The 21023-nt window shown below is 40.1% G+C and carries 17 protein-coding genes; all 17 read right to left on the bottom strand.

Translation table 11 applies throughout. The features are described from left to right. Positions 1–14: 14 nt before the first annotated feature. The 17 genes from QM419_RS00605 to QM419_RS00525 all read right to left on the bottom strand — a co-directional run bounded on the left by QM419_RS00605 (position 15) and on the right by QM419_RS00525 (position 20974). Complete coding sequence (locus QM419_RS00605; protein WP_178894723.1) at positions 15–2231, bottom strand: RelA/SpoT family protein; 2217 nt, start codon at positions 2229–2231, stop codon at positions 15–17. 141 nt (positions 2232–2372) lie between these two features. Next, on the bottom strand, positions 2373–3503 hold the full coding sequence (locus QM419_RS00600) for an ABC transporter ATP-binding protein (protein ID WP_045615374.1): 1131 nt from the start codon (positions 3501–3503) through the stop codon (positions 2373–2375). A gap of 112 nt (positions 3504–3615) precedes the next feature. After that, entirely contained in the window at positions 3616–4485 is an 870-nt protein-coding gene (locus QM419_RS00595; RefSeq protein WP_414277545.1) for a helix-turn-helix domain-containing protein, read from the bottom strand. 3 nt (positions 4486–4488) lie between these two features. Then, entirely contained in the window at positions 4489–4875 is a 387-nt protein-coding gene (locus QM419_RS00590; protein ID WP_178894720.1) for a Mini-ribonuclease 3, read from the bottom strand. Then, positions 4868–6211, bottom strand: coding sequence for a cysteine--tRNA ligase (gene cysS / locus QM419_RS00585; protein WP_414277544.1), 1344 nt, complete (start codon positions 6209–6211; stop codon positions 4868–4870). The genes QM419_RS00590 and cysS overlap by 8 nt, the downstream gene beginning before the upstream one ends. Before the next feature lie 43 nt (positions 6212–6254). Beyond that, entirely contained in the window at positions 6255–7016 is a 762-nt protein-coding gene (locus QM419_RS00580) for a nucleoside phosphorylase (protein WP_414277543.1), read from the bottom strand. Positions 7017–7050: 34 nt separating this feature from the next. Further along, a complete protein-coding gene (gene cysE / locus QM419_RS00575; RefSeq protein WP_414277542.1) occupies positions 7051–7668 on the bottom strand; it encodes a serine O-acetyltransferase in 618 nt (205 codons plus the stop codon). A 14-nt stretch (positions 7669–7682) separates the two neighbouring features. Continuing rightward, positions 7683–9905 (bottom strand): polyribonucleotide nucleotidyltransferase, encoded by a 2223-nt coding sequence (pnp, locus tag QM419_RS00570; RefSeq protein WP_414277541.1) that lies wholly within the window; start codon positions 9903–9905, stop codon positions 7683–7685. Positions 9906–10266: 361 nt separating this feature from the next. After that, complete coding sequence (metF, locus tag QM419_RS00565; protein WP_247912957.1) at positions 10267–11127, bottom strand: methylenetetrahydrofolate reductase [NAD(P)H]; 861 nt, start codon at positions 11125–11127, stop codon at positions 10267–10269. 59 nt (positions 11128–11186) lie between these two features. Beyond that, positions 11187–13436, bottom strand: a complete 2250-nt coding sequence (gene metE / locus QM419_RS00560) for a 5-methyltetrahydropteroyltriglutamate--homocysteine S-methyltransferase (protein WP_414253895.1) — start codon at positions 13434–13436, stop codon at positions 11187–11189. Positions 13437–13679: 243 nt separating this feature from the next. Continuing rightward, positions 13680–14042, bottom strand: coding sequence for a TIGR02328 family protein (locus tag QM419_RS00555; protein ID WP_414253896.1), 363 nt, complete (start codon positions 14040–14042; stop codon positions 13680–13682). Then, on the bottom strand, positions 14026–14430 hold the full coding sequence (locus QM419_RS00550) for a YbgA family protein (protein ID WP_414253897.1): 405 nt from the start codon (positions 14428–14430) through the stop codon (positions 14026–14028). The genes QM419_RS00555 and QM419_RS00550 overlap by 17 nt, the downstream gene beginning before the upstream one ends. Before the next feature lie 81 nt (positions 14431–14511). Then, a complete protein-coding gene (locus QM419_RS00545; protein ID WP_414277540.1) occupies positions 14512–16113 on the bottom strand; it encodes a type I restriction-modification system subunit M in 1602 nt (533 codons plus the stop codon). 34 nt (positions 16114–16147) lie between these two features. Next, the gene (locus QM419_RS00540) at positions 16148–16741 is read right to left on the bottom strand and encodes a hypothetical protein (RefSeq protein ID WP_414277539.1); all 594 of its coding nucleotides are present in this window, start codon (positions 16739–16741) and stop codon (positions 16148–16150) included. A 7-nt stretch (positions 16742–16748) separates the two neighbouring features. After that, positions 16749–17909 (bottom strand): restriction endonuclease subunit S, encoded by a 1161-nt coding sequence (locus tag QM419_RS00535; protein ID WP_414278050.1) that lies wholly within the window; start codon positions 17907–17909, stop codon positions 16749–16751. Between the two features lie 95 nt (positions 17910–18004). After that, complete coding sequence (locus QM419_RS00530) at positions 18005–18748, bottom strand: hypothetical protein (RefSeq protein WP_414277538.1); 744 nt, start codon at positions 18746–18748, stop codon at positions 18005–18007. A 24-nt stretch (positions 18749–18772) separates the two neighbouring features. Then, positions 18773–20974 (bottom strand): AAA family ATPase, encoded by a 2202-nt coding sequence (locus QM419_RS00525; RefSeq protein WP_414277537.1) that lies wholly within the window; start codon positions 20972–20974, stop codon positions 18773–18775. Between the last annotated feature and the right edge of the window lie 49 nt (positions 20975–21023).

The raw sequence follows: 21023 nt of genomic DNA, 5'->3' as shown, positions 1-21023 counted from the left end.
TATATCACGCCAACTTAACCATTGGTCCGTTTGACTGAGTAGACTTCTGGTACACTCTTAATCTTATCAACTACAGTAGTTAACGTTGAAAGATTTGAAATTCCAAAGGATACATGGATATTAGCAAATTTCATATCCTTGGTTGGCTGGGCGTTAACTGTTGAGATATTCTTAGTTGTATTGGATAGGACTTGCAAGATATCATTCAAAAGACCAGAACGGTTGAGTCCATAGATGTCGATATGAGCCATATATTCCTTGGTTGAGAATTGGTCTTCCCACTCAACATCGAGTAGACGTTGCTCGTAGTTTTCCTGTGAACGAAGGTTCATACAGTCCACACGATGGATGGCAACACCACGACCTTTGGTAATATAGCCAACGATATCATCACCTGGAACAGGATTACAACATTTGGCAATCCGTACCAAGAGACCAGAGGCACCCTCGATGACAACGCCACCTTCATGCTTAACCTTTAGAGTTTCCTTGTTTTCAACCTTGACTTCGCCACCCTTGACCAGTTCTTCTGCTTCTGCCTTGGCTTTTGCACGTTCTTCTTCACGACGTTCCTTCTCCGTCAAACGGTTAAAGACGGTAATGGCTCCGATTTCTCCAAAACCAATCGCAGCAAAGAGAGCTTCTTCTGTCTTGTAGCTGGTTTTTTGAAGGACTTCATCCATGTGACGCTTGTCCATAAATTTATTGGCCACATAGCCGTTTTCTTGAAGCTGACTAATCAGCATTTCACGGCCTTTATTGATGGACAATTCTTTATCTTGGTTTTTAAAGAACTGACGAATTTTGTTACGGGCCTTGCTAGTCTTAACCATGTTGAGCCAGTCACGACTTGGTCCAAATGAATTTGGATTGGTGATGATTTCAACCTGGTCACCCGTTTTCAGCTTGGTAGTCAAAGGAACCATACGTCCATTAACCTTGGCACCAGTTGCTTTTTCCCCGATCTTGGTATGAATCTCATAGGCAAAGTCAATCGGTCCAGAATCCTTTGGCAGAGAACGAACCGCTCCATCTGGAGTAAAGACATAAATCTCCTCAGCCAGATAGTTTTCTTTGACAGTATCTACAAATTCCTTGGCATCATCCGCCTGGTCTTGGAGTTCCATCATCTCCTTGATCCAGTTCATTCCAATAGCAGATTCCTTGCTATTAACTTGACCCTTGATTCCTTTTTTGTAGGCCCAGTGAGCCGCAACTCCGTACTCAGCAACCTCGTGCATTTCCTTGGTACGAATCTGGAACTCAATCGGCCCTTTTGGTCCATAAACAGTCGTATGGATAGACTGGTAACCATTGGCCTTACGATTGGCAATATAATCCTTGAAACGGCCTGGCATTGGTTTCCATAGTTCATGAACGTAACCCAACATGGCGTAAACATCACTCTGAGTGTCTAAAATACAACGAATGGCAATCAAGTCATAGATTTCTTCAAATCGTTTTTTCTTGTCCTGCATCTTGCGATAGATAGAGTAGATATGCTTTGGACGGCCATAGATTTTTCCTGTAAGGTGGCGCTCAGATGAATATTCCTCAAGCTTCGTCACAACTTCATCGACCAAGGCTTCACGTTCTTGACGTTTTTCCTTCATCATGTGACTAATCTTGTAAAATTCAGTTGGATTGAGATAGCGGAAAGAGAGATCTTCCAGTTCCCACTTCACACTTGAAATCCCCAAACGATGAGCAAGTGGTGCATAGATTTCCATTGTTTCTCTAGAAATACGCTCTTGCTTGTCCTTACGAAGATGCTTGAGAGTGCGCATATTGTGCAGGCGGTCAGAGAGTTTTACCAAGATAACACGGATATCCTCAGACATGGCCATGAGCATCTTGCGGTGATTCTCGGCCAATTGCTCCTCAAAAGATTTATACTCAACCTTACCAAGTTTGGTAACACCGTCTACAATCACTCGAACATCATGTCCAAACTCACGCTCTAAGTCATCCAAAGTAGCATCTGTGTCTTCTACCACGTCATGCAAAAAACCACAGGCAACAGTGACAGCGTCTAGCTTGAGCTTGGCTAAAATACCTGCTACCTGAATAGGGTGGATAATGTAGGGCTCGCCTGATTTACGATACTGCCCACTATGACATTCTACAGCGTAAACCAAGGCCTTGTGTACAAAAGCCACATCTTCTTTCGATAAATATTTTTGCGTTAAAGCGACGACTTCATCGCCTGAATAAATTACTTCTTTTGGCATGCATACTCTCCAGTTCTTCCTACCATTTTAACACTTTTTGGTCAATATGAAAACTAGAAAAGCCTATTCCCTAAGACTTTGCTGAACTCTAAAAAACACTACTAGAGAAACTCTAGTAGTGTTGGTTGATTCAAATCTATCTTAGTAAACTGTTCTTTCAGTTTCTACGTCGAAGAAGTGAGCTTTGTTCAAGTCAAATCCAAGTTCAACCGTTGCACCAGCTTGCAAGTAGTCACGTGCATCAACTTTAGCAACGAATTCATCTTTACCAACTTGGCAGTATAGGTGAGATTCTGAACCGAGCAATTCTGATACAGAGATAGTTGCTTTCACAACTGATTCTGGGAATGTTTCAAGGAAAGCAGGTTCTGCATTCACGTCTTCTGGACGAATACCGAAGATCAATTCTTTACCTTCGTAACCTTTTTCACGAAGAACTTTCAAAGCACCTTCTGGAACTTTCAAGTTGAAGCCGTCACCAACGATGTGATCACCGTTCAATTTAACGTTGATGAAGTTCATAGCTGGGCTTCCGATAAATCCTGCTACGAATTTGTTAACTGGGTTTTTGTAAACTTCTTGAGGAGTACCGATTTGTTCAACACGTCCGATAGTACCAGTACCAGCAGGGTTTTTAGTAGCTGACATGATAACGATACGGTCTGCAAGTGTCATCGCTTCTGTTTGGTCGTGAGTTACGTAGATAGTTGTAGCTCCGATACGACGGTGGATTTTAGCGATTTCAGCACGCATTGATACACGAAGTTTTGCATCCAAGTTTGACAAAGGTTCGTCCATCAAGAACACTTTTGCATCACGGACGATCGCACGACCCATGGCAACACGTTGACGTTGACCACCAGAAAGGTCAGCTGGTTTACGTTCCAAAAACTCTTTCAATCCGAGGATTTCAGCTGCTTCTTGTACACGTTTGTCGATATCTTCTTTACTGTATTTACGCAATTTCAAACCGAAAGCCATGTTATCGTATACAGTCATGTGTGGGTAAAGAGCGTAGTTTTGGAATACCATGGCGATATCACGGTCTTTTGGAGCTACGTCGTTGACAACCACACCATCGATAGATGCAGTACCTTCTGTGATGTCTTCAAGACCTGCAATCATACGGAGTGTAGTTGATTTACCACATCCTGAAGGTCCTACGAAAACGATAAATTCTTTGTCTTTGATGTCCAAGTTGAAGTCTTCAACTGAGTAGTGTTCGCTGTTTGGATATTTTTTGTAAATATTTTTAAGATTTAATTCTACCATTTCGGTGAACTCCTTTTATTTTTGATAGTTTTATTATAGATGAAAACGCTTTACATTTCTATGGCAAGGTGACCAAAAAAATAAAAAAGTTCTGTGCAACTTGCACAAAACTTTAAATAATATCTGGTAAAATCAACTGATAACACAAGGTCAAATCTGTTAATTCTTTCAACTGTAGCCCTGTCAATTCTTCCCATTTATCAATCTTGTATTGGAGAGAATTGCGGTGTAGATAGAGTTGCTGAGCTGTCTTCGTAAGGACTGCACTATTTCCCCATAATGAGAGAATGATTTCCTGAATCTGATCTTGATCCAAAATCATCTGGTGTAGATAATCTTTGATCAAACTGAGATCCACCATTTTTTCACCCATACTCCAAAGGTAGAGTTGCGAAAAAGTGTGGAAACCTTGATGGCCTTGACGCCACCAGTTTTTAAACAAGTCACGTTCTGCTTTGATCAAGTCTGGCAGCGCCTGATGTCCAGTTTGTGACCATACCTGACCAAGCATGATGGACAAACGCACCCCAAAGTCGTATTCTACGGCTTCCAAGGTATCCATCAAGATTGAGCGAACCGAGGTATATTTATCCTGTTGGAGAACAAAAAGGTAATCCTGAGCGCCAACCTGAAGAACTGTTTCACAATTAGGAAAGAGGGTTTTCATCATATCCAACCAAGAAGTCAGGTTTTCCTGTTGGTAATAGGAAAGGTGACAATAAACAACTTGTAGCTTTTTAAAGCTCTGCGGTGCTTGCCCCTTCCCCTCTATCAAATAGCTATACCAGGGATTGAGAGAGATGGTTTGTTCCTGCTGGGTTAAGAGAGCCACCAACTGTTTCTCACGTTCACTTAGTCCAGCTTCTTCCAGTAAAACCCACTGATTTGAGGATACTGGAAGCGTCAGATAGCCTTCCTTATCGACTGGCTGATCTACGATTTGAGCTTGTGGAAACCAATCTAGTAATTCTTTTGAAATCATTTCCTAGCCCTCCACTTTTTGGATACACCAAGAAATCAAGGTTTCTAGGCGCTCTACGTTTTCAGTCATATGAAGATAGCCCATGACCGCTTCAAAACCTGTAGACATACGGTAGGTCACTACATCTGCATTCTTTGCCTTGGTGTGACTATTGGTATTGCGACCACGTTTATAGATTTCTTCTTCTTTTTCCGTTAGGACTTGCTCCTCCAACATGAGGGAAATCAAGCGTGCTTGAGCCTTGGCTGATACATACTTAGTGGCCTCTTGATGGAGTTTATTGGGCTTGGTCATGCCTTTAAGAATGAGATGACGGCGAATATACATAGAATAAACCGCATCTCCTTCGAAGGCTAGCGCAATCCCGTTAATGAGATTGACATCAATCACGTGTCCACCTCACTCCATCCTTGGTATCAAGTAGTTTAATCCCTTGCACAGCTAGTTGGTCACGGATTTGGTCTGCTGTCGCAAAGTCACGAATGGCACGCGCTTCTTGGCGTTTTTGAATCAAAGCTTCAATCTCTTCATCCAAAACTTCCTCAACAAAGACAACTCCAAAGACTTCCAACATGGTTGCAAGAGTTTCCTTAACACTTGCATCATAGTTGCCTGAGTTGATCCATTTGGCCATTTCAAAGACAACTGTGATTCCATTAGCTGTATTGAAATCCTCATCCATAGCGGCTACAAACTTATCTTTAAAAGCTTGCAACTCCCCCGCATCTACAGTTCCAGTAAATGGTTGTTCATAGGTGTTCTTTAGATACTTGAGATTAGTCTCGGCATCGCGCACTGCTTTTTCCGTAAAGTTGATAGGCTTACGGTAGTGCTGAGTCGCAAAGAAGAAACGAAGCACTTGACCATCGATCGTTTTGAGGGCATCGTGTACTGTAATGAAGTTCCCCAAAGACTTAGACATCTTGACATTGTCGATATTGACAAAACCATTGTGCATCCAGTAGTTGGCAAAGGTCTTGCCTGTCTTAGCTTCTGACTGGGCAATTTCGTTGGTGTGGTGCGGAAACTCAAGGTCAGCTCCACCACCGTGAATATCGATGGTATCACCCAAAATTTCAGTCGACATGACCGAACACTCGATATGCCATCCCGGACGACCAGGCCCCCAAGGGCTGTTCCAAGAAATCTCACCTGGTTTGGCTGCTTTCCAAAGAGCAAAATCTACCGGATTTTCCTTGCGAGCTGTTTCTTCGTCTGTCCGACCTGAAGCACCTAATTCCAAGTCTTCTAGGGTTTTATTGGCTAACTTAGCATAGTTGTGAGATTTTTCCACACGGAAATAGACATCCCCTTGACTCTCATAGGCATAGCCTTTTTCAATCAGGTCAGAGACAAAACGGATGATATCAGCCATAAACTCTACAACACGTGGATGGCGAGTTGCAGGCTTCACTCCAAGAGCCGTCACGTCTTCACGAAAAGCCGCGATGTACTTGTCCGCTACTTCCTGAGGTGTGATACCTTCTTCCTTAGCACGGTTAATAATCTTATCATCCACATCTGTGAAGTTAGAAATATAGGCAACCTCATAGCCACGATATTCAAAATAGCGACGAATCGTATCAAAAGCTACCGTTGAGCGGGCATTCCCCACGTGGATATAGTTATAAACTGTTGGCCCACAGACATACATCTTGACCTTGCCGTCCTCGATTGGGACAAATTCTCGCAAATCACGAGACATGGTGTCATAGATTTTAATCACTCACTGACTCCTTTCTGTTTCTTGTTTATCGTAAAGAGTAGTTTCAATCCAGCTCTCTGGCAATTACTAAGGCTATCTCAAAGAAAGTCATAGCATCTGCTTTTCTTTCTTCGCGTCTGGCATCCCACTCATGATTGTGATGGTCGACATAGTCAGCTGTATAGAAAAATTGATAGACCTGGGCTTGTCGATATTGGGCCCAGGCCATGATAGCCGAAGCTTCCATATCTACAACTCTAGCTCCTACTTCAAGTCTTCGTTTGACCTTAGCAGCTGTCTCACGATAGAAGGCATCTGTGGTCCAAGACTTTGTTCGAATATGCTCAACACCAGCTTTATCCAAGGCGTTTTCCATAGTTAAGAGTAGAGATCGCTCATAGGCTATTTCGTCACTTGCTGGAGCATAGTGATAACTAGTACCTTCATCACGTAAAGCCGAGCTTGGTAAGATAATCTTATCTGCTTGAATAGACTGGTCTAGAACTCCGCAAGATCCCAAAACAATAAAGTTCTTAAATCCTCTTGCTTTTAGTTCTTCTAAGAGTCCAACAACCATTGGAGCTCCAATAGTAGCCATAGCAACTGCTACCTTACTCCCATCTTTTTCATAGATATACCATGGCAGTTTGCCATTTAGATTGGTAAGATAGCCACCTTCGTAGACACCATCTATCTGCTTTACTCGTTCAAGGATTTCTCCATTAAAAGACAAGATAATGGTATCACAAACTTCTCCACCACTAAGGAGGCTTCGATCAGTTGGCTCGATAACAGCAGGTACATTTTCAAATTCTTCTAATAGCATCGACCTAACCTCCTAATTAAAGAGTCACTTCTCATTACAAACCAGACGACCTGTGACTGGCTTCTCTAGCATGCTCAAGTTTATTGACGTAGTATTCACGCTTTTCTTCGACTTCATTGATGGTTGGTTCATCCTTTTGCCCATGCACTCGGACAATTTTAGCAGGAATACCGACAACCGTCACATCACTAGGAACATCTGCCACAACGACCGCTGCAGCACCGACTTTGGCATTTTCACCGATCTCTACAGGTCCGATGACTTGGGCATGAGCAGAAATGAGCACTCCTTTACGAACAGTCGGATGGCGTTTGCCACTATCCTTACCTGTCCCACCAAGGGTTACCCCATGATAAAGGAGAACACCTTTTTCAACGATAGCTGTCTCCCCAATCACAAGTCCTGCTCCATGGTCAATGAAGACACCTGATTCTATTTGAGCTCCAGGGTGAATCTCAATCTGAGTCCAAAAACGCCAAAACTGGCTGTGCATACGAGCTAAAAGCTTAAAGCCATGTTTCCAGAGAAAATGAGAGAGACGGTGGGCAGCCAAGGCTTTCACACCAGGATAGGTCAAAAGAACCTCCAAAGTGGTGCGAGCCGCTGGATCATTTTCTTTTACGATATCAATGGTTTCACGCCACCATCCCATACATTTCTCCTTTCTTATTCTGAGTCTTTTGGTGTTTCAGTAAATTCTTTATTTGGTTTGTGGTCCTTGTGGTGGTGACGAGGACGATCGCCATGACGATGACCCTTATCCCCTTTTTCTTCTGAACGTTCAGGTTTTGGCGGACGTGGCAAGAGTGCCTTCATAGAAGCATCTACACGACCTTTTTCATCGATCTTAATAACCTTCACATCTACAAAATCACCAATTTGAACTAAATCTTCTACATTATTGGTACGTGTCCAAGCCATTTCAGAGATGTGAACGAGGGCATCTGTCTTGTCAAAGAGGTTGACAAAGGCACCGAATTTCTCGATACGCACAACTTTGGCATGGTAAACTTCGTCCACTTTTGCTTCACGAACCAAACCAGCAATGATTTCTTTAGCACGGTTGATGGCATCTTGGTCGTTAGAGTAGATAGATACGTTACCTTCTTCGTCGATATCAATCTTAACGCCTGTTTCAGCAATGATCTTATCGATTGTTTCTCCACCCTTACCGATAACAATCTTGATCTTGTCCACATCAATCTTGATAGTATCAATTTTCGGAGCAGTTGGAGCCAATTCTGGACGAACTTCTGGAATCGTTGCTTCAATCACGTCAAGGATTTCAAAACGAGCTTTCTTGGCTTGGGCAAGAGCTTCAGTCAAGATTTCTGCAGTGATTCCTTGGATCTTGATATCCATTTGAAGGGCTGTAATCCCGTCACGAGTACCCGCAACCTTGAAGTCCATATCTCCAAAGTGGTCTTCCAAACCTTGGATATCTGTCAATACGGTGTAGTTGTTTCCATCTGAGATGAGACCCATGGCAATACCTGCTACTGGAGCCTTGATTGGCACACCACCAGCCATAAGGGCAAGTGTTCCCGCACAGATAGATGCTTGAGATGAAGAACCGTTTGATTCCAAGACTTCTGCTACCAAACGAATCGCATATGGAAATTCTTCTAAGCTTGGTAAGACTTGAGCAAGGGCACGCTCACCAAGAGCACCGTGACCGATTTCACGACGACCTGGCGCACCATAACGACCTGTTTCCCCTACAGAGTATTGTGGGAAGTTATAGTGGTGCATAAAGCGTTTCTTGTACTCTGGATCCAAACCATCGATGATTTGAGTTTCACCCATTGGCGCCAAAGTCAAGATAGAAAGAGCCTGAGTTTGGCCACGAGTAAAGAGACCTGAACCGTGCACACGGGGAACGAAGTCAACAACCGCATCCAAAGGACGGATTTCATCGACCTTACGGCCGTCAGGACGAACCTTGTCTTCTGTGATCAAACGGCGCACTTCTGCGTGTTCCATTTGTTCCAAGATTTCAGCCACATCACGCATGATACGGTCAAATTCTTCGTGGTCTACATATTTTTCTTCGTAAACTGCTGTAACTTGGTCTTTGACTGCTTGAGTTGCAGCTTCACGAGCCAATTTTTCTTCTACTTGGACCGCTTTTTGGAGGTCACTGTTGTAGGCTGCGATGATTTCGGCTTGCAAGTCAGCATCTACATGAAGCAATTCTACTTCTGCTTTTTCTTTACCAACTGCCGCAACGATTTCTTCTTGGAAGGCAATCAATTCTTTAACGGCTTCATGTCCTTTAAGAAGAGCTTCCAACATGATTTCTTCTGACAATTCTTTGGCACCAGACTCTACCATGTTGATAGCGTGCTTAGTACCAGCTACTGTCAATTCAAGAAGCGATTGCTCAGCTTGTTCTTGAGTTGGGTTAATGATGATTTCCCCATCAACATAACCTACTTGTACCCCAGCGATTGGTCCATCAAATGGAATATCTGAGATAGAAAGTGCCAATGATGATCCAAACATAGCTGCCATTGGTGCAGATGCATTTTCATCGTAAGAAAGAACAGTATTGATGACTTGCACTTCATTACGGAAACCTTCTGCAAACATTGGACGGATGGGACGGTCAATCAAACGCGCTGTCAAAGTCGCATCTGTTGAAGGACGTCCTTCACGTTTCATAAAGCCACCAGGAAATTTCCCAGCCGCATACATTTTTTCTTCGTAGTTGACTTGAAGCGGGAAGAAATCCCCAGTTGCCATCTTCTTAGACATAACGGCAGCAGTCAAGACAGTTGACTCACCGTAACGCACGACAACAGAGCCATTTGCTTGCTTAGCAACCTGACCAGTCTCTACGATCAACTCACGACCCGCAAAAGTCGTTTGAAACACTTGTTTTGTCATTGTAATCCCCTTTGGATTGATAAAATTATACGCCTTGCCTACAAAAATCAGGATACAAAGGGCGTTAAGAATCCCGTAAGAAAATAGGAGATTGATGCAGTGTGCGATGCACACCAAGAAATCTATCTTTTTCACTAGGGATTTAGCCCGTGTTCAACTCCGAAATTATTTTAGATCTGATTCTTTAACTTACATCTCTTTGACATAAGATTAAGACTGCTTAAATATCGTTTATACCCTCATCTTTGTATCAAGTACGTACAGAGTCTATTTTATCATATTTTTCTTAAAAAGTACGGTCTTTTCTATAAAAAAGGAACCATTCTGCTATGAAAAGAAGAATGGTTTGCTTTTAATTATTTTAAGGTTGGTGATTGAACAAGGCATGGGTTGCTTGGTGAATGTACTGAGCAGTGTCTGCATTGTTCATGGTGTAGAGATGTACCCCTGCTACGTCTTGCGTTACCAAGTCCACGATTTGGTCTACAGCATAGGCAAGTCCTGCTGCTCTGAGTGACTCAGGGTCATTCTCATACTTGTCCAAGATAGCCTTAAACTTACGTGGGAGATGGATATTCTCACAAGTCTTCAAGAGACGAAGCGCTTGGTTACGGTTGAGGATTGGCATGATCCCTGCATGAATAGGAACATCAATCCCTGCCAAGGTACACTTGTCTTGGAAATCGTAGAAACGCTCATTGTCAAAGAACAGCTGAGTGACAAGACTTGAACAGCCTGCATCCACTTTTCTCTTGAGATTTTGGATATCTGAGATTTGGTTTGGCGAATCCGGGTGCCCTTCTGGGTAACAAGCTCCAATAATATCAAAGTGTGGCGCCTGTTCAGTGATAAACTCAATCAAGTCTGTGGCGTAACGGAAATCCTTCTGTGGCTCAACACCTGGAATGATATCCCCACGAAGAGCCAAGATTTTCTGAACACCAACTTTATCCAAATCCGCAATGGTCTCAGCCACCTTATCCTTAGTCAAATAGATAGCTGGCAAGTGAGCAATGGTTGGGATCTCCAAGTCATTTTGGATATAGTCTGCCAAACGAACCGTCGTCTCTTTGATATTAAATTTATTATTACTAGCAGTCACACTGATGAAGTGTGGTGCCAAGCCCTGCATGTCTTTCAGGGCTGCAATAATTTTGTCATTGCCTACTTCTGGGTTTGGAGGGAAAACTTCAAATGAGAGGGACGGTGTTTGACGTGACATATGTATGAACCTTTTCTAGTTGATTTTTTGAACAACCGTGTAGGGAGAATTGTCTTTTCTTACAATTTTTCACGCGCAGCTTTCGCAGCGTCTACAAGGCGGATCAAGCTTTCTTTCGTTTCTGGAATACCACGTGTTTTCAAACCACAGTCAGGGTTGATCCATACTTTCTTGCTTGGTACTTTAGCAAGGATGGCTTCGATGGTGTGGTCGATTTCGCCTTCGTTAGGCACACGAGGAGAGTGGATATCGTAAACTCCAGGACCCACTTCTGTCTGGAAGTTTTGAGCTTTGAGTTCGTCCAAGATTTCAAGATTTGAACGGCTAGCTTCAAATGAGATAACGTCCGCATCCATGTTGTCGATAGCTGGGATGATATCTGTAAATTCTGAGTAACACATGTGAGTGTGGATTTGTGTATCTGGTGCTACTGTTGAGTGTACCAAGCGGAAAGCTGGAATAGCCCAGTCAAGGTAGTCTTCGTACCAGTCGCTACGACGGAGTGGCAATTTCTCACGAAGAGCAGCCTCGTCGATTTGGATGATTTTCACACCTGCAGCTTCAAGGTCAAGAACTTCATCCTTGATAGCAAGAGCGATTTGAAGAGTAGAATCCTTGATAGAGATGTCTTCACGTGGGAATGACCAGTTAAGGATGGTAACAGGTCCAGTCAACATACCTTTAACAGGTTTGTCAGTACGGCTTTGTGCGTAGCTAGACCATTTAACAGTGATTGGGTTGAGACGAGTCACATCCCCCCAAATGATTGGTGGTTTAACCCCACGCATACCATATGATTGTACCCAACCATTCTTAGAGAAGAGGTAACCTGACAAGTTTTGACCGAAGTACTCAACCATGTCGTTACGCTCGAATTCACCGTGTACAAGCACGTCAAATCCAACTTCTTCTTGCCATTTGATCCATTCATCGATGGTTTCAGCAAGGAAGGCATCGTATTCTTCTTGTGACAATTCACCCTTACGGAAGGCCAAACGCTTCGCACGAACTTCCTTTGTTTGAGGGAATGAACCAATGGTTGTTGTTGGAAGAGCTGGAAGTTTGAAGGCATCTTCTTGGATAGCTTCACGTTCTGCAAAGGCTGGCAAACGAGTGTAATCAGCGTCTGTCAATCCAGCGATACGCGCACGAAGTTCCGCATTTTCACCAACACGTTCAGTCGCAAAGAGTTCTTTGTTAGCCGCAAGAGCTTCTGCACCTTGACCATTGCGGATAGCATCCAAGTCACGGATCTCATCCAATTTTTCAACTGCAAAAGCAAAGTGGTTCAAGATAGCTGGTTCAAATTCTTCGTTAGCAGTTGTAAATGGCACATGAAGAAGTGAACATGAGCTTGTCAAGACGATGTTTTCAGCTGGGATTTGCTCAAGAACAGCCAAGCTCTTTTCGTAGTTGTTGCGCCAGATGTTCTTACCATTGACAATACCTGCATAGAGAGTCTTGTCAGCTGGGAAGCCACCTTTAACGAGTTCAAGAGTTTTCTTACCTTCAACGAAGTCAAGACCGATCGCATCTACTGGCAATTTGACAAGGTCAGCGTAGACGTCACGAACGTCACCGAAGTAAGTTTGAAGCAAGACTTCAAGACCTTTTTTGTCAGCCAAAAGCTTGTTGTAGATGTTCAAGAAGAGAGCTTTTTCTTCTTCTGTCAAGTCTTTGACAAGGGCAGCTTCGTCGAGTTGGATACGAGTTGCACCAAGTTCAGCCAATTTTGCAAAAACGTCTTGGTAAGCAGCTACTAAGCTATCGACGAAATCTTCTGCTTTTACGTCTTCTTCAAAGTCTGATAATTGAAGGAAAGTGAATGGACCTACAAGGACAGGACGAGTGTTAAGACCAAGTTCTTTTGCTTCTTGGAACTCATCGAAAATCTTGTGACCAGCCAATTTTACTTGAGTGTCTTTTTCAAATTTAGGAACGATGTAGTGGTAGTTAGTGTTGAACCATTTTTTCATCGGAAGGGCACGAACATCCCCTTTTTCTCCTTGGTAACCACGTCCCAAAGCAAAGTAACGTTCAAGATCAGATAATTCTAAGTTTTGTACTGATGCAGGAACTACGTTGAAAAGGAAAGCAGCATCTAGGAAGTTGTCATAGTGAGAAAAGTCATTTGATGGGATTTCAGTGATGCCTTTTTCTTTGACGATGTTCCAGTGTTTTGCACGCAATTCTTTAGCCGCAGCCAAGAGTTCTTCTTCTGAGATTTCTTTTCTAAAGTATTTTTCAGTTGTAAATTTTAATTCGCGGAATTCACCCAAACGAGGGAAACCGATAATTGTAGTTGACATGTTTTGTCCTCCAAAAATTGTTGTTGAAACTATCTTAACAGAAAAGAAACTGTCTGTATAATTGTAAAAAATTAGGCTTTGATATAGTTTGAAACTATATCAAAATTTAAAGTACAAAAAAAGATTTGAAGAAGTTCCTCCAAATCCTTTGATAGATAAAGATTGATAGCCTTTCAAGGTTACTATATTCTTCGCAAAAAAATATTGAATTGAAAGCTACCTATGGCTTGCTATTAGAAAAGACTATAGGTTAATTCCCTTCTCTCGCAGATTAGCTAGACATTCCTTATAGTAGGCATCGTCATGCTCGCTATAGATAGGACTGTTCAGCTTCTCCTCTGCTAAGTCTTCATGGGAAGGGCAGGTCTTACCTCGGTAGTTCTTATCCAGCCACTCTGGACTGACATTGTAGCCACGGCCAGCCATCTCCTCCATGATCAAACGATGATAGGCATAGAGACGATAAGGCGAGTGGGTAAAGACGTAGTCAACCGTCGCATGCTTTCTGCCCCAGCCATTGCCACGCAGGGCGCAGCACTCTCGATGTTGTCCCAAGAGCTGCGGGCGGGGAAGTTGTGAAATCAAAGCCTCATGCCAAAGTCTCATGGGAGTCTCCTTTCAGCAGGGTAGAATCTTGCAGATAAGCATTTGGGTAACGCTCGAGCAAGTCTCTGGTCTTTGCAATCAAGTCTTCCTTAGAAGCTTGACCAAAGCGATAGCGATCCAGCAAGAGCATATAGTCTTTGCGCTCGTCAAGACTGGCTTGCTTTTTAAAGTAGCCCCAAATATGCTGAAAGGCATTGCAAACCTGACCCCTGTGTTCTGGAATCTGGCAGGCACGGTCAATCATCTCTTGAACCTGACTAAGCTCTACCACTTCTTGCTTGAGATACTGGCGAATATCCTTGTAAATATTGCTGGAATGACTCAAAACAAGGTATTTGTTTCTAGCCCAGAGTTGCTGACAAAGGGAACGTTGGTTGTTATTTTCCATATTTCTCCTAACTTTCTACTAGTTCCCAGGAAATACGGAAACAAAGTTGTATTTATAAAATGAGCGAATCAATTAGCCCTATCACCCCTTAAAGTTTTTCAAAAACTCTTTGAGTTCAGCATCGGCTTCTGGTGTGGTTCCGTGGAGTTGACCGAGCATTTCAAGTAGAGAAGCTGTTTGGCTTTGGATTTCTTGATTTGTCGCGTTAATCTTGCTGACGATGTCTGTCAGCGGCTCTACTTCTTCTTCCTCAAAGGTATCTACATAGCGAGGGATATTGAGGTTGTAGTCATTTTCGACGATTTCTTCATAGCTTGCCAGATGGGCAAACTTATCCATCTCCTCACGAGACTTGTAGGCTTCCAGAATCTTCTCAATATGGGCATCCGTCATGATATTTTGGTTTTTGCCCTTATCAAACTCCTTAGAAGCATCGATAAAATAGACATCACGGTTGGTACGGTTCTTTTTAAGAATGATAACCGTTGTCGGAATGCTGGTATTAAAGAAGATATTGGCTGGTAGACCAATAACCGTATCAATAGCCCCTTCTTCTAGCAAGGCCTTACGAATGGTGCCCTCCGCATTTCCACGGAAGAGAACACCGTGGGGAAGGACGATAGCCATAACTCCATTATCTTGCTTGAGGTGGTAATATCCATGCAAGAGAAAGGCAAAGTCAGCCTTTGACTGGGGCGCCAGTTTCCCAAAAGGAGAGAAACGAGGGTCTGCCATAAAGCCAGAACTTGCTGACCACTTGGCAGAGTATGGAGGGTTCATGAGAACCCCGTCAAAGTTGGTCGGTTCTTGTGTCGGCCAGTCTTCATCTAAAGTATCGGCATTGTGTAGGAATTGATTCTCAACAGGAACACCGTGTAGGATCATGTTCATCCGAGCTAGGTTATAGGTCGAAGTATTGAGCTCCTGACCAAAGTAGACAACCGTCTGCGGTTTATGAGAATATTTCTTGGCATTGAGCAAGAGAGAGCCCGATCCCATAGTCGCATCATAGATGGTAAAGCCTTCCTGGTCTTCACGACCCAAAAAGGCAATCTGAGTCATGAGCTTGGCAACAGGCTGAGGCGTATAGAACTCACCAGCTTTCTTGCCCGAGTCAGTCGCAAACTGACCGATCAGATACTCATAGGCATCCCCCAGCATATCGCCAGCATGACCAGCCACATCTAGCACAGCCAACTCTTTCATGACTGCTGCTACCGTTTGGTTTTGCTTTTGCGGAGTTGCTCCTAGCTTTTTAGAGTAGAGGTCGATATCTTCAAAGAGATTTTCATAGAGGTCGTCACTCTGCTCGATATCACGAAAACCTTGAGCTAGATCTTCCAGCTGAAAAGTTCCCTCATTGACACGTGCTACCAGAGCCGTAAAGGTCAAGTCTGGCTTGATGATATAGTTGAGCTCGTCGTTCATGACAGAGACTAGATCCTCATGAGTATCCGAATCCTCGTAGTAGTTGCGATAGACCTCAAGCGCATCTTCAAGACTATCCGTCCCTTCTTCCATGGTCTCCGCCACGAAAAATAGCATCTTGTCAGATAGGTATTTGTAAAAGACCATGCCCAAGAGATAGGACTTGTAGTCGTTGGCATCCATCTTGGAGCGGAGAACATCCGCTGAGTTCCACAGGGCTTGGTAGAGCGACTGGGAAGTTTGTGTTGTTTCCATAATGTTTCTTTCTAATTTTTTAAAGAGATTGATATTAGTTTATAGGTCTCCAATCATTATCAATCCTGTTCTTAGATACAACCCATGAATTAGTAATTTCAAAAATTTTAAACTCATGGTATTTATCTTTTGAATCAAAATATGATATTCTAACCTCATCAAAATCATCGTTAACTTCTTTTTTATAAATAGAAAAACATAGGTCAAATCTTTTGATTTCATAGGCATCAATTAGAAATGAATATGCTCCATTATCGCCATAAAATAATATCTGATCGAATTTTTCATAAGAATTCGCTTGTTTCATTTTCACAACTTGTCTATTATTCTTATAGAGGACTAGATTTAGATTTCTAATAATTTGTTTCTTTGCTGTTGTATTATGTATTTCAATCCATAGAGGAACTGTAAAAATCATTCCACTTGCTGAATTTTCAAATCCCCAAGGCCTGCTAGATAGTTTATGATAAACCGATTTAATATAAATTTTAACTTTTCCTCTATTGGATAAAACACTTGAAACAATTACTTGTAATAAAAATCCTATAAAAGAACCTACAAGCGAAAACAAAGCAGAATAAACTAACAGAGTAAACTCAAAGTGTTGAAATAAATCATTCAAACTCATTTCCTCCTTAAATAAACATATCCTGCAAGAGTTTCTTTTTCAGTGTTTCTAGCTGAGAAATTTTTTTTTGGTGAGAGTTGATAAGGTTATCAAGATTTGAGAAGTAAGTGCCGATGGCACGTTGCTCCTCCATAGAAGGGATAAGTATCTTTTGATTTTTTACAATATCACTATTGAGATTTACTTGACTTCCTGGTTGACCATATCGATTCCATTTTTCTCTAAACATCTCTAACCATTGAAACATAAATTCTCTATCAAATTTTGGATTCATAAAAATTAAAAATCCATCATGTACACCAGTTTTAACGTAGTTGACAACAGGTTTTCCAACAGTGGCAGCAATACTAAGTAATAAATGAGGTTCTGTTAGAACTCTTGTTTTTTCTTGACCTAATTTTGAAATTTTTTGCTCTAAACTATGAATTCTACCATTCTGATTTGTCACATCTGAAATTCTTAACCAACCAATTTCTGAATTAGAATCAAACCATTTTGGATCTTGTATTGGTCTCGGAGAAGCACCACGAACAATATCAGCCAACTCCCCTATATACTTTTCTTCCCATCTATCTTCAAATCCATCCAAACGAATCTCAGGAACGGTCTGTCCAGCCTTGGGAAACATTTTGGAGAGCATGGTCACCTTGATAGATTGATAGTTGGCAAGATTATCCTTGTAGCTAGCAAGAATGCCGTCGAGGGTGCTGAAGAGGGAGCCGATGACGGATTGTTCATCAATTTCAGGATGATACACTTTGTAGTTCCCAAGTTGAGGAGCTGTTAGTTGAGGAACACCCGTAGACTCATTTAAAATTCTCATTGAATTAATCTGATTTTCAAGATAATCAACATCAATATTTTCCGATTGAAGAGTCAGAAGTCTAACAACCGGAGTAAAATTTTCATGTCGAGCTACTGCATATCCAACATCTCCGCGACCTGTAACAGTCACTGCCGGAGCTTTCACTTTATAATCGTCATAAAATCCAACGATTCCTTTGTTTGTCAAAGCATTTGCAATAACGGGATATTGCCCACTTTCTTTCAATTTTACTTTATCTACATCTCCACCAGCAGATATTTTGACTATATCTGCAATTTTTTTTTCTACCCAAAAAGCTTTAAAATTGTTAAACCTAATTCGGGGAATATTATTTTTTATCATCTTTTTATCTAAATTCATATCATATCCATGTATTACTAAGTTTTATATCTTTAGTCAGAAATATATTACCTATCCATATTTAAATTGTTTTACTTCTAATGCTTTATAACTAGAACACGAATATCGTCATCCAACAGTTCTATATCACGACGAAACTCTATTTCATCTCTAATTTCTCCTAGATCATAAATAATATACATTTGCTTAGAATATTTCTTACTATAGGCGGACACATCTGCATTTATTTCTTCGATAATTTTAGATTTTCTACCTTTTCTAATTAATTTTACTTCTATAGCTAATCTTAAATTCGGTATTATAAAGTCAGGAATATATTCGCGACCAGAAAAATTAAATTTCCCTGCTTCTCTATCATAATCTATACCTTTTGACCATCCTCTTCCAATAAAAAGAGACTCCAAGGCATTTTGAATATCTAGTTCTTTTTCGGGAAAACTGAAAAGTGCTGATCGTAATTTTGTTCTTATAAAATTCTCAAGATTATTAAACTCATCCTCAATAAATTCTAGGGAGCTACTTAAATTAGAAAGTAAAAATTCTAAATTAGTTAATACACTTTCCATTAATGTTTTCTGTTGTGGCCAAGTCATATTATCTGGACTTAAATTTTTCAATTTATAAAATACTAAATCTTCAGTATTATCTAATATGTCATATGATCTTTTTAATAATCTATTATAACTTTTTGCATATTCTACACAAGAATTATATTTTCCTACTACATCCGAAGTATCACTCAAAGTTGTATTAATAATTTTAGACAGTGTCTTACTCTGATTGAGTAGTAGTTTTATTTTTTTTGTTTTTTCAAATTCCATTTACTTCTATATCCTACATTAAGATCATTTCTCGTCATCAAATTTCCAATAGTGTTTAAAATGCTCTTCATAGTGATTATCTTTAAAAATTTGATAAAAAAGAGCTCTCATCTCATCAATAGTTTCTGTATATTGAACTGCAGTTGTATCATCTATTCCATGAGAATTGACATTAAATAATTTCAAATACTGCTCATTGTCTTTATAAAAAATTTCTTGATTCAATGCATTAAACTTCAAAAATGTTTCTATTATTCTTCTTATCGTATTTAACATTGAGAGTTTATGATCACACTCATACAAATCCTTCAGTTCTACCCACATGGCTTCATAATTAGTTTTAAAATCGTCTTTTTCACTTAAAATTTTAATAAACTCGTGATGATCAATGCGATAAAAATTATTTTTATCATATTTGGTTCTATCATTCTTGTCTTTGAAATTACCATGAGGCTGAACATTTAAATAAAAATGGATATTATGAGTCAAAATTACCATGATGTCTCTATCTTCATTAAATTTATCTCTATCTTTACCTTGGTAAAGTCTTTGTAGTTCCCAAATAATCAAGTATTGCATTTTATCATCATTCGAACTCATTGGATCGTCAAATACTATTATTTTATTCTTCTTTTGTCCTTCTTTAACTTCCTCCAAACGCTCAATGAAATATAAAAATGCAATGACATTTTTTTCACCCGTTGATAATTGTTTTACACTTCTATATTGATTTCCTTCTTTTATTCTGTAATAACCAAGGTTTTGATTGTCTACATGATCTAATTCCCAAGAAACTTTTAACCGAAGTTTTTTATTTATTCTCTCAATAGCTTGTTTTTCTGCTTTTGGTTTTAATTTGTCAACCTGAATTCGATATTCAGCTAAATTTTGTTCCAATTCTTCCTTTTCATTTTTTTTGTGACTATAAACTAATTCTTTTTCCTCTTTTTCTCTCTTAAGAACAATTAGTCTTTCTAGTTCAACATCATATTGGAAATCCTCAAGTAACAATTTTATTTCATGATATCGAATTGCATCTCTTGCCTCTTTTTGTTTGTTTTTAATATCTAAAACATTTTGATTGTTTACTTCAATTAGTCTGTTTAGCTCAACATAATTCACATTATTTGGTATAGGTAACTCTAACTCTTCACTCTCCACAAAGAGATTACTTTCTTTCTGTTCCAATGTTTTAAGTAATATTTCTAAATAGGATTTCTGTGCTGTAAGAAACTCATTCACTTTCTCACTCTCTTTTTCAACCTCATCTTTAAGATCCGGAAAAAAATCATCTGTACTAATCTTGACATTTTCCTTAATCTCATTAAGTAAGTTAGCAATTTTTTCTTTACCAACTTTAATTCGATTTTGAAGTTTCTTCACCTCATCTGCTGAAAAATATCTCTCCAACTCCATCAACACTTCATCAGAAAGTTCATTCCCACAAAACGAGCATATATTTTCTTCTTTATGGATTTCTAATCCTTCTTTAGCGAAATTAATTTTTCTTTGGTTGTCTAATCTACCAATGAATACTCGTTCAACAACTTTACTCGAAATAATTTCATTGACAGCATTCAAATATTTTTCAAAATTAATTTCATTCTCGCTAATGGGAGTAATTTCTTTAGGAACGCTCTGCAATATCTTCTTATAAAGATTTATATCTGTTTCCCTTAAACGACAAGCATTTGTAATTTCTGATTCAAAAATATTTTTATTATAAGATTTCGGATTTTCCACAATAATAGGGCCCGTTTTTAGTGAAATAGTTCGAGCGGAATTTTTATAAAAATTTTGTATTTTCCTATCTTGTTCATTAAACAATCTTACTTTCTCTGAACACTCATCATACAAAGTCGGTTCTTCATCCTCACTACTTTTTGCATCAAGCATTTTTTTAACTAAAGACAAATCTTGCTCTGATTTTGTAATTCTATCTTCTAACTCTTTTATTTCTGCCTCTTTTTCACTTGCATTAACTGCTAATGAAAAAGCATCTAGATTCTCATTTTCTCCTATCAAAGAGTCAAAACCATTAAAAACATACACGTCGAATTCTGTTTGTTTTTGATTATAAATTGCTTTACTTAATGTTGATTTACCCGAACCGTTTCTTGCAAAAATAAAATTTTTTGGAGATAGTTCTAATTCTTTACCTTCAAAAAGCGAAGTCTCAGAATCTTCAAATTTAATTTGTTCCAAATCTATAATAGTAGTAACCATGAATTTATCCTCGTTTCAGTTTTTAACTGAATTTATCTTAGCTTACATA

The organism is Streptococcus infantis (genome assembly GCF_047464715.1).
In the GTDB taxonomy this organism is placed as follows: Bacteria; Bacillota; Bacilli; order Lactobacillales; family Streptococcaceae; genus Streptococcus; species Streptococcus infantis_S.
The sequence above is the reverse complement of the archived record's forward strand: the minus strand, read 5'-3'. Positions and strand labels throughout refer to the sequence as shown.

Bases quoted from the DNA above. Each gene is read 5' to 3' on its own strand.
- QM419_RS00535 (WP_414278050.1), bottom strand. From the start codon at position 17,909: ATGATAAAAAATAATATTCCCCGAATTAGGTTTAACAATTTTAAAGCT.
- QM419_RS00550 (WP_414253897.1), bottom strand. From the start codon at position 14,430: ATGGAAAATAACAACCAACGTTCCCTTTGTCAGCAACTCTGGGCTAGA.
- QM419_RS00580 (WP_414277543.1), bottom strand. From the start codon at position 7,016: ATGCTATTAGAAGAATTTGAAAATGTACCTGCTGTTATCGAGCCAACT.
- pnp (WP_414277541.1), bottom strand. From the start codon at position 9,905: ATGACAAAACAAGTGTTTCAAACGACTTTTGCGGGTCGTGAGTTGATC.
- QM419_RS00545 (WP_414277540.1), bottom strand. From the start codon at position 16,113: ATGGAAACAACACAAACTTCCCAGTCGCTCTACCAAGCCCTGTGGAAC.
- QM419_RS00540 (WP_414277539.1), bottom strand. From the start codon at position 16,741: ATGAGTTTGAATGATTTATTTCAACACTTTGAGTTTACTCTGTTAGTT.
- QM419_RS00595 (WP_414277545.1), bottom strand. From the start codon at position 4,485: ATGATTTCAAAAGAATTACTAGATTGGTTTCCACAAGCTCAAATCGTA.
- metF (WP_247912957.1), bottom strand. From the start codon at position 11,127: ATGTCACGTCAAACACCGTCCCTCTCATTTGAAGTTTTCCCTCCAAAC.
- QM419_RS00555 (WP_414253896.1), bottom strand. From the start codon at position 14,042: ATGAGACTTTGGCATGAGGCTTTGATTTCACAACTTCCCCGCCCGCAG.
- cysE (WP_414277542.1), bottom strand. From the start codon at position 7,668: ATGGGATGGTGGCGTGAAACCATTGATATCGTAAAAGAAAATGATCCA.
- QM419_RS00600 (WP_045615374.1), bottom strand. From the start codon at position 3,503: ATGGTAGAATTAAATCTTAAAAATATTTACAAAAAATATCCAAACAGC.
- QM419_RS00530 (WP_414277538.1), bottom strand. From the start codon at position 18,748: ATGGAATTTGAAAAAACAAAAAAAATAAAACTACTACTCAATCAGAGT.
- QM419_RS00605 (WP_178894723.1), bottom strand. From the start codon at position 2,231: ATGCCAAAAGAAGTAATTTATTCAGGCGATGAAGTCGTCGCTTTAACG.
- metE (WP_414253895.1), bottom strand. From the start codon at position 13,436: ATGTCAACTACAATTATCGGTTTCCCTCGTTTGGGTGAATTCCGCGAA.
- QM419_RS00525 (WP_414277537.1), bottom strand. From the start codon at position 20,974: ATGGTTACTACTATTATAGATTTGGAACAAATTAAATTTGAAGATTCT.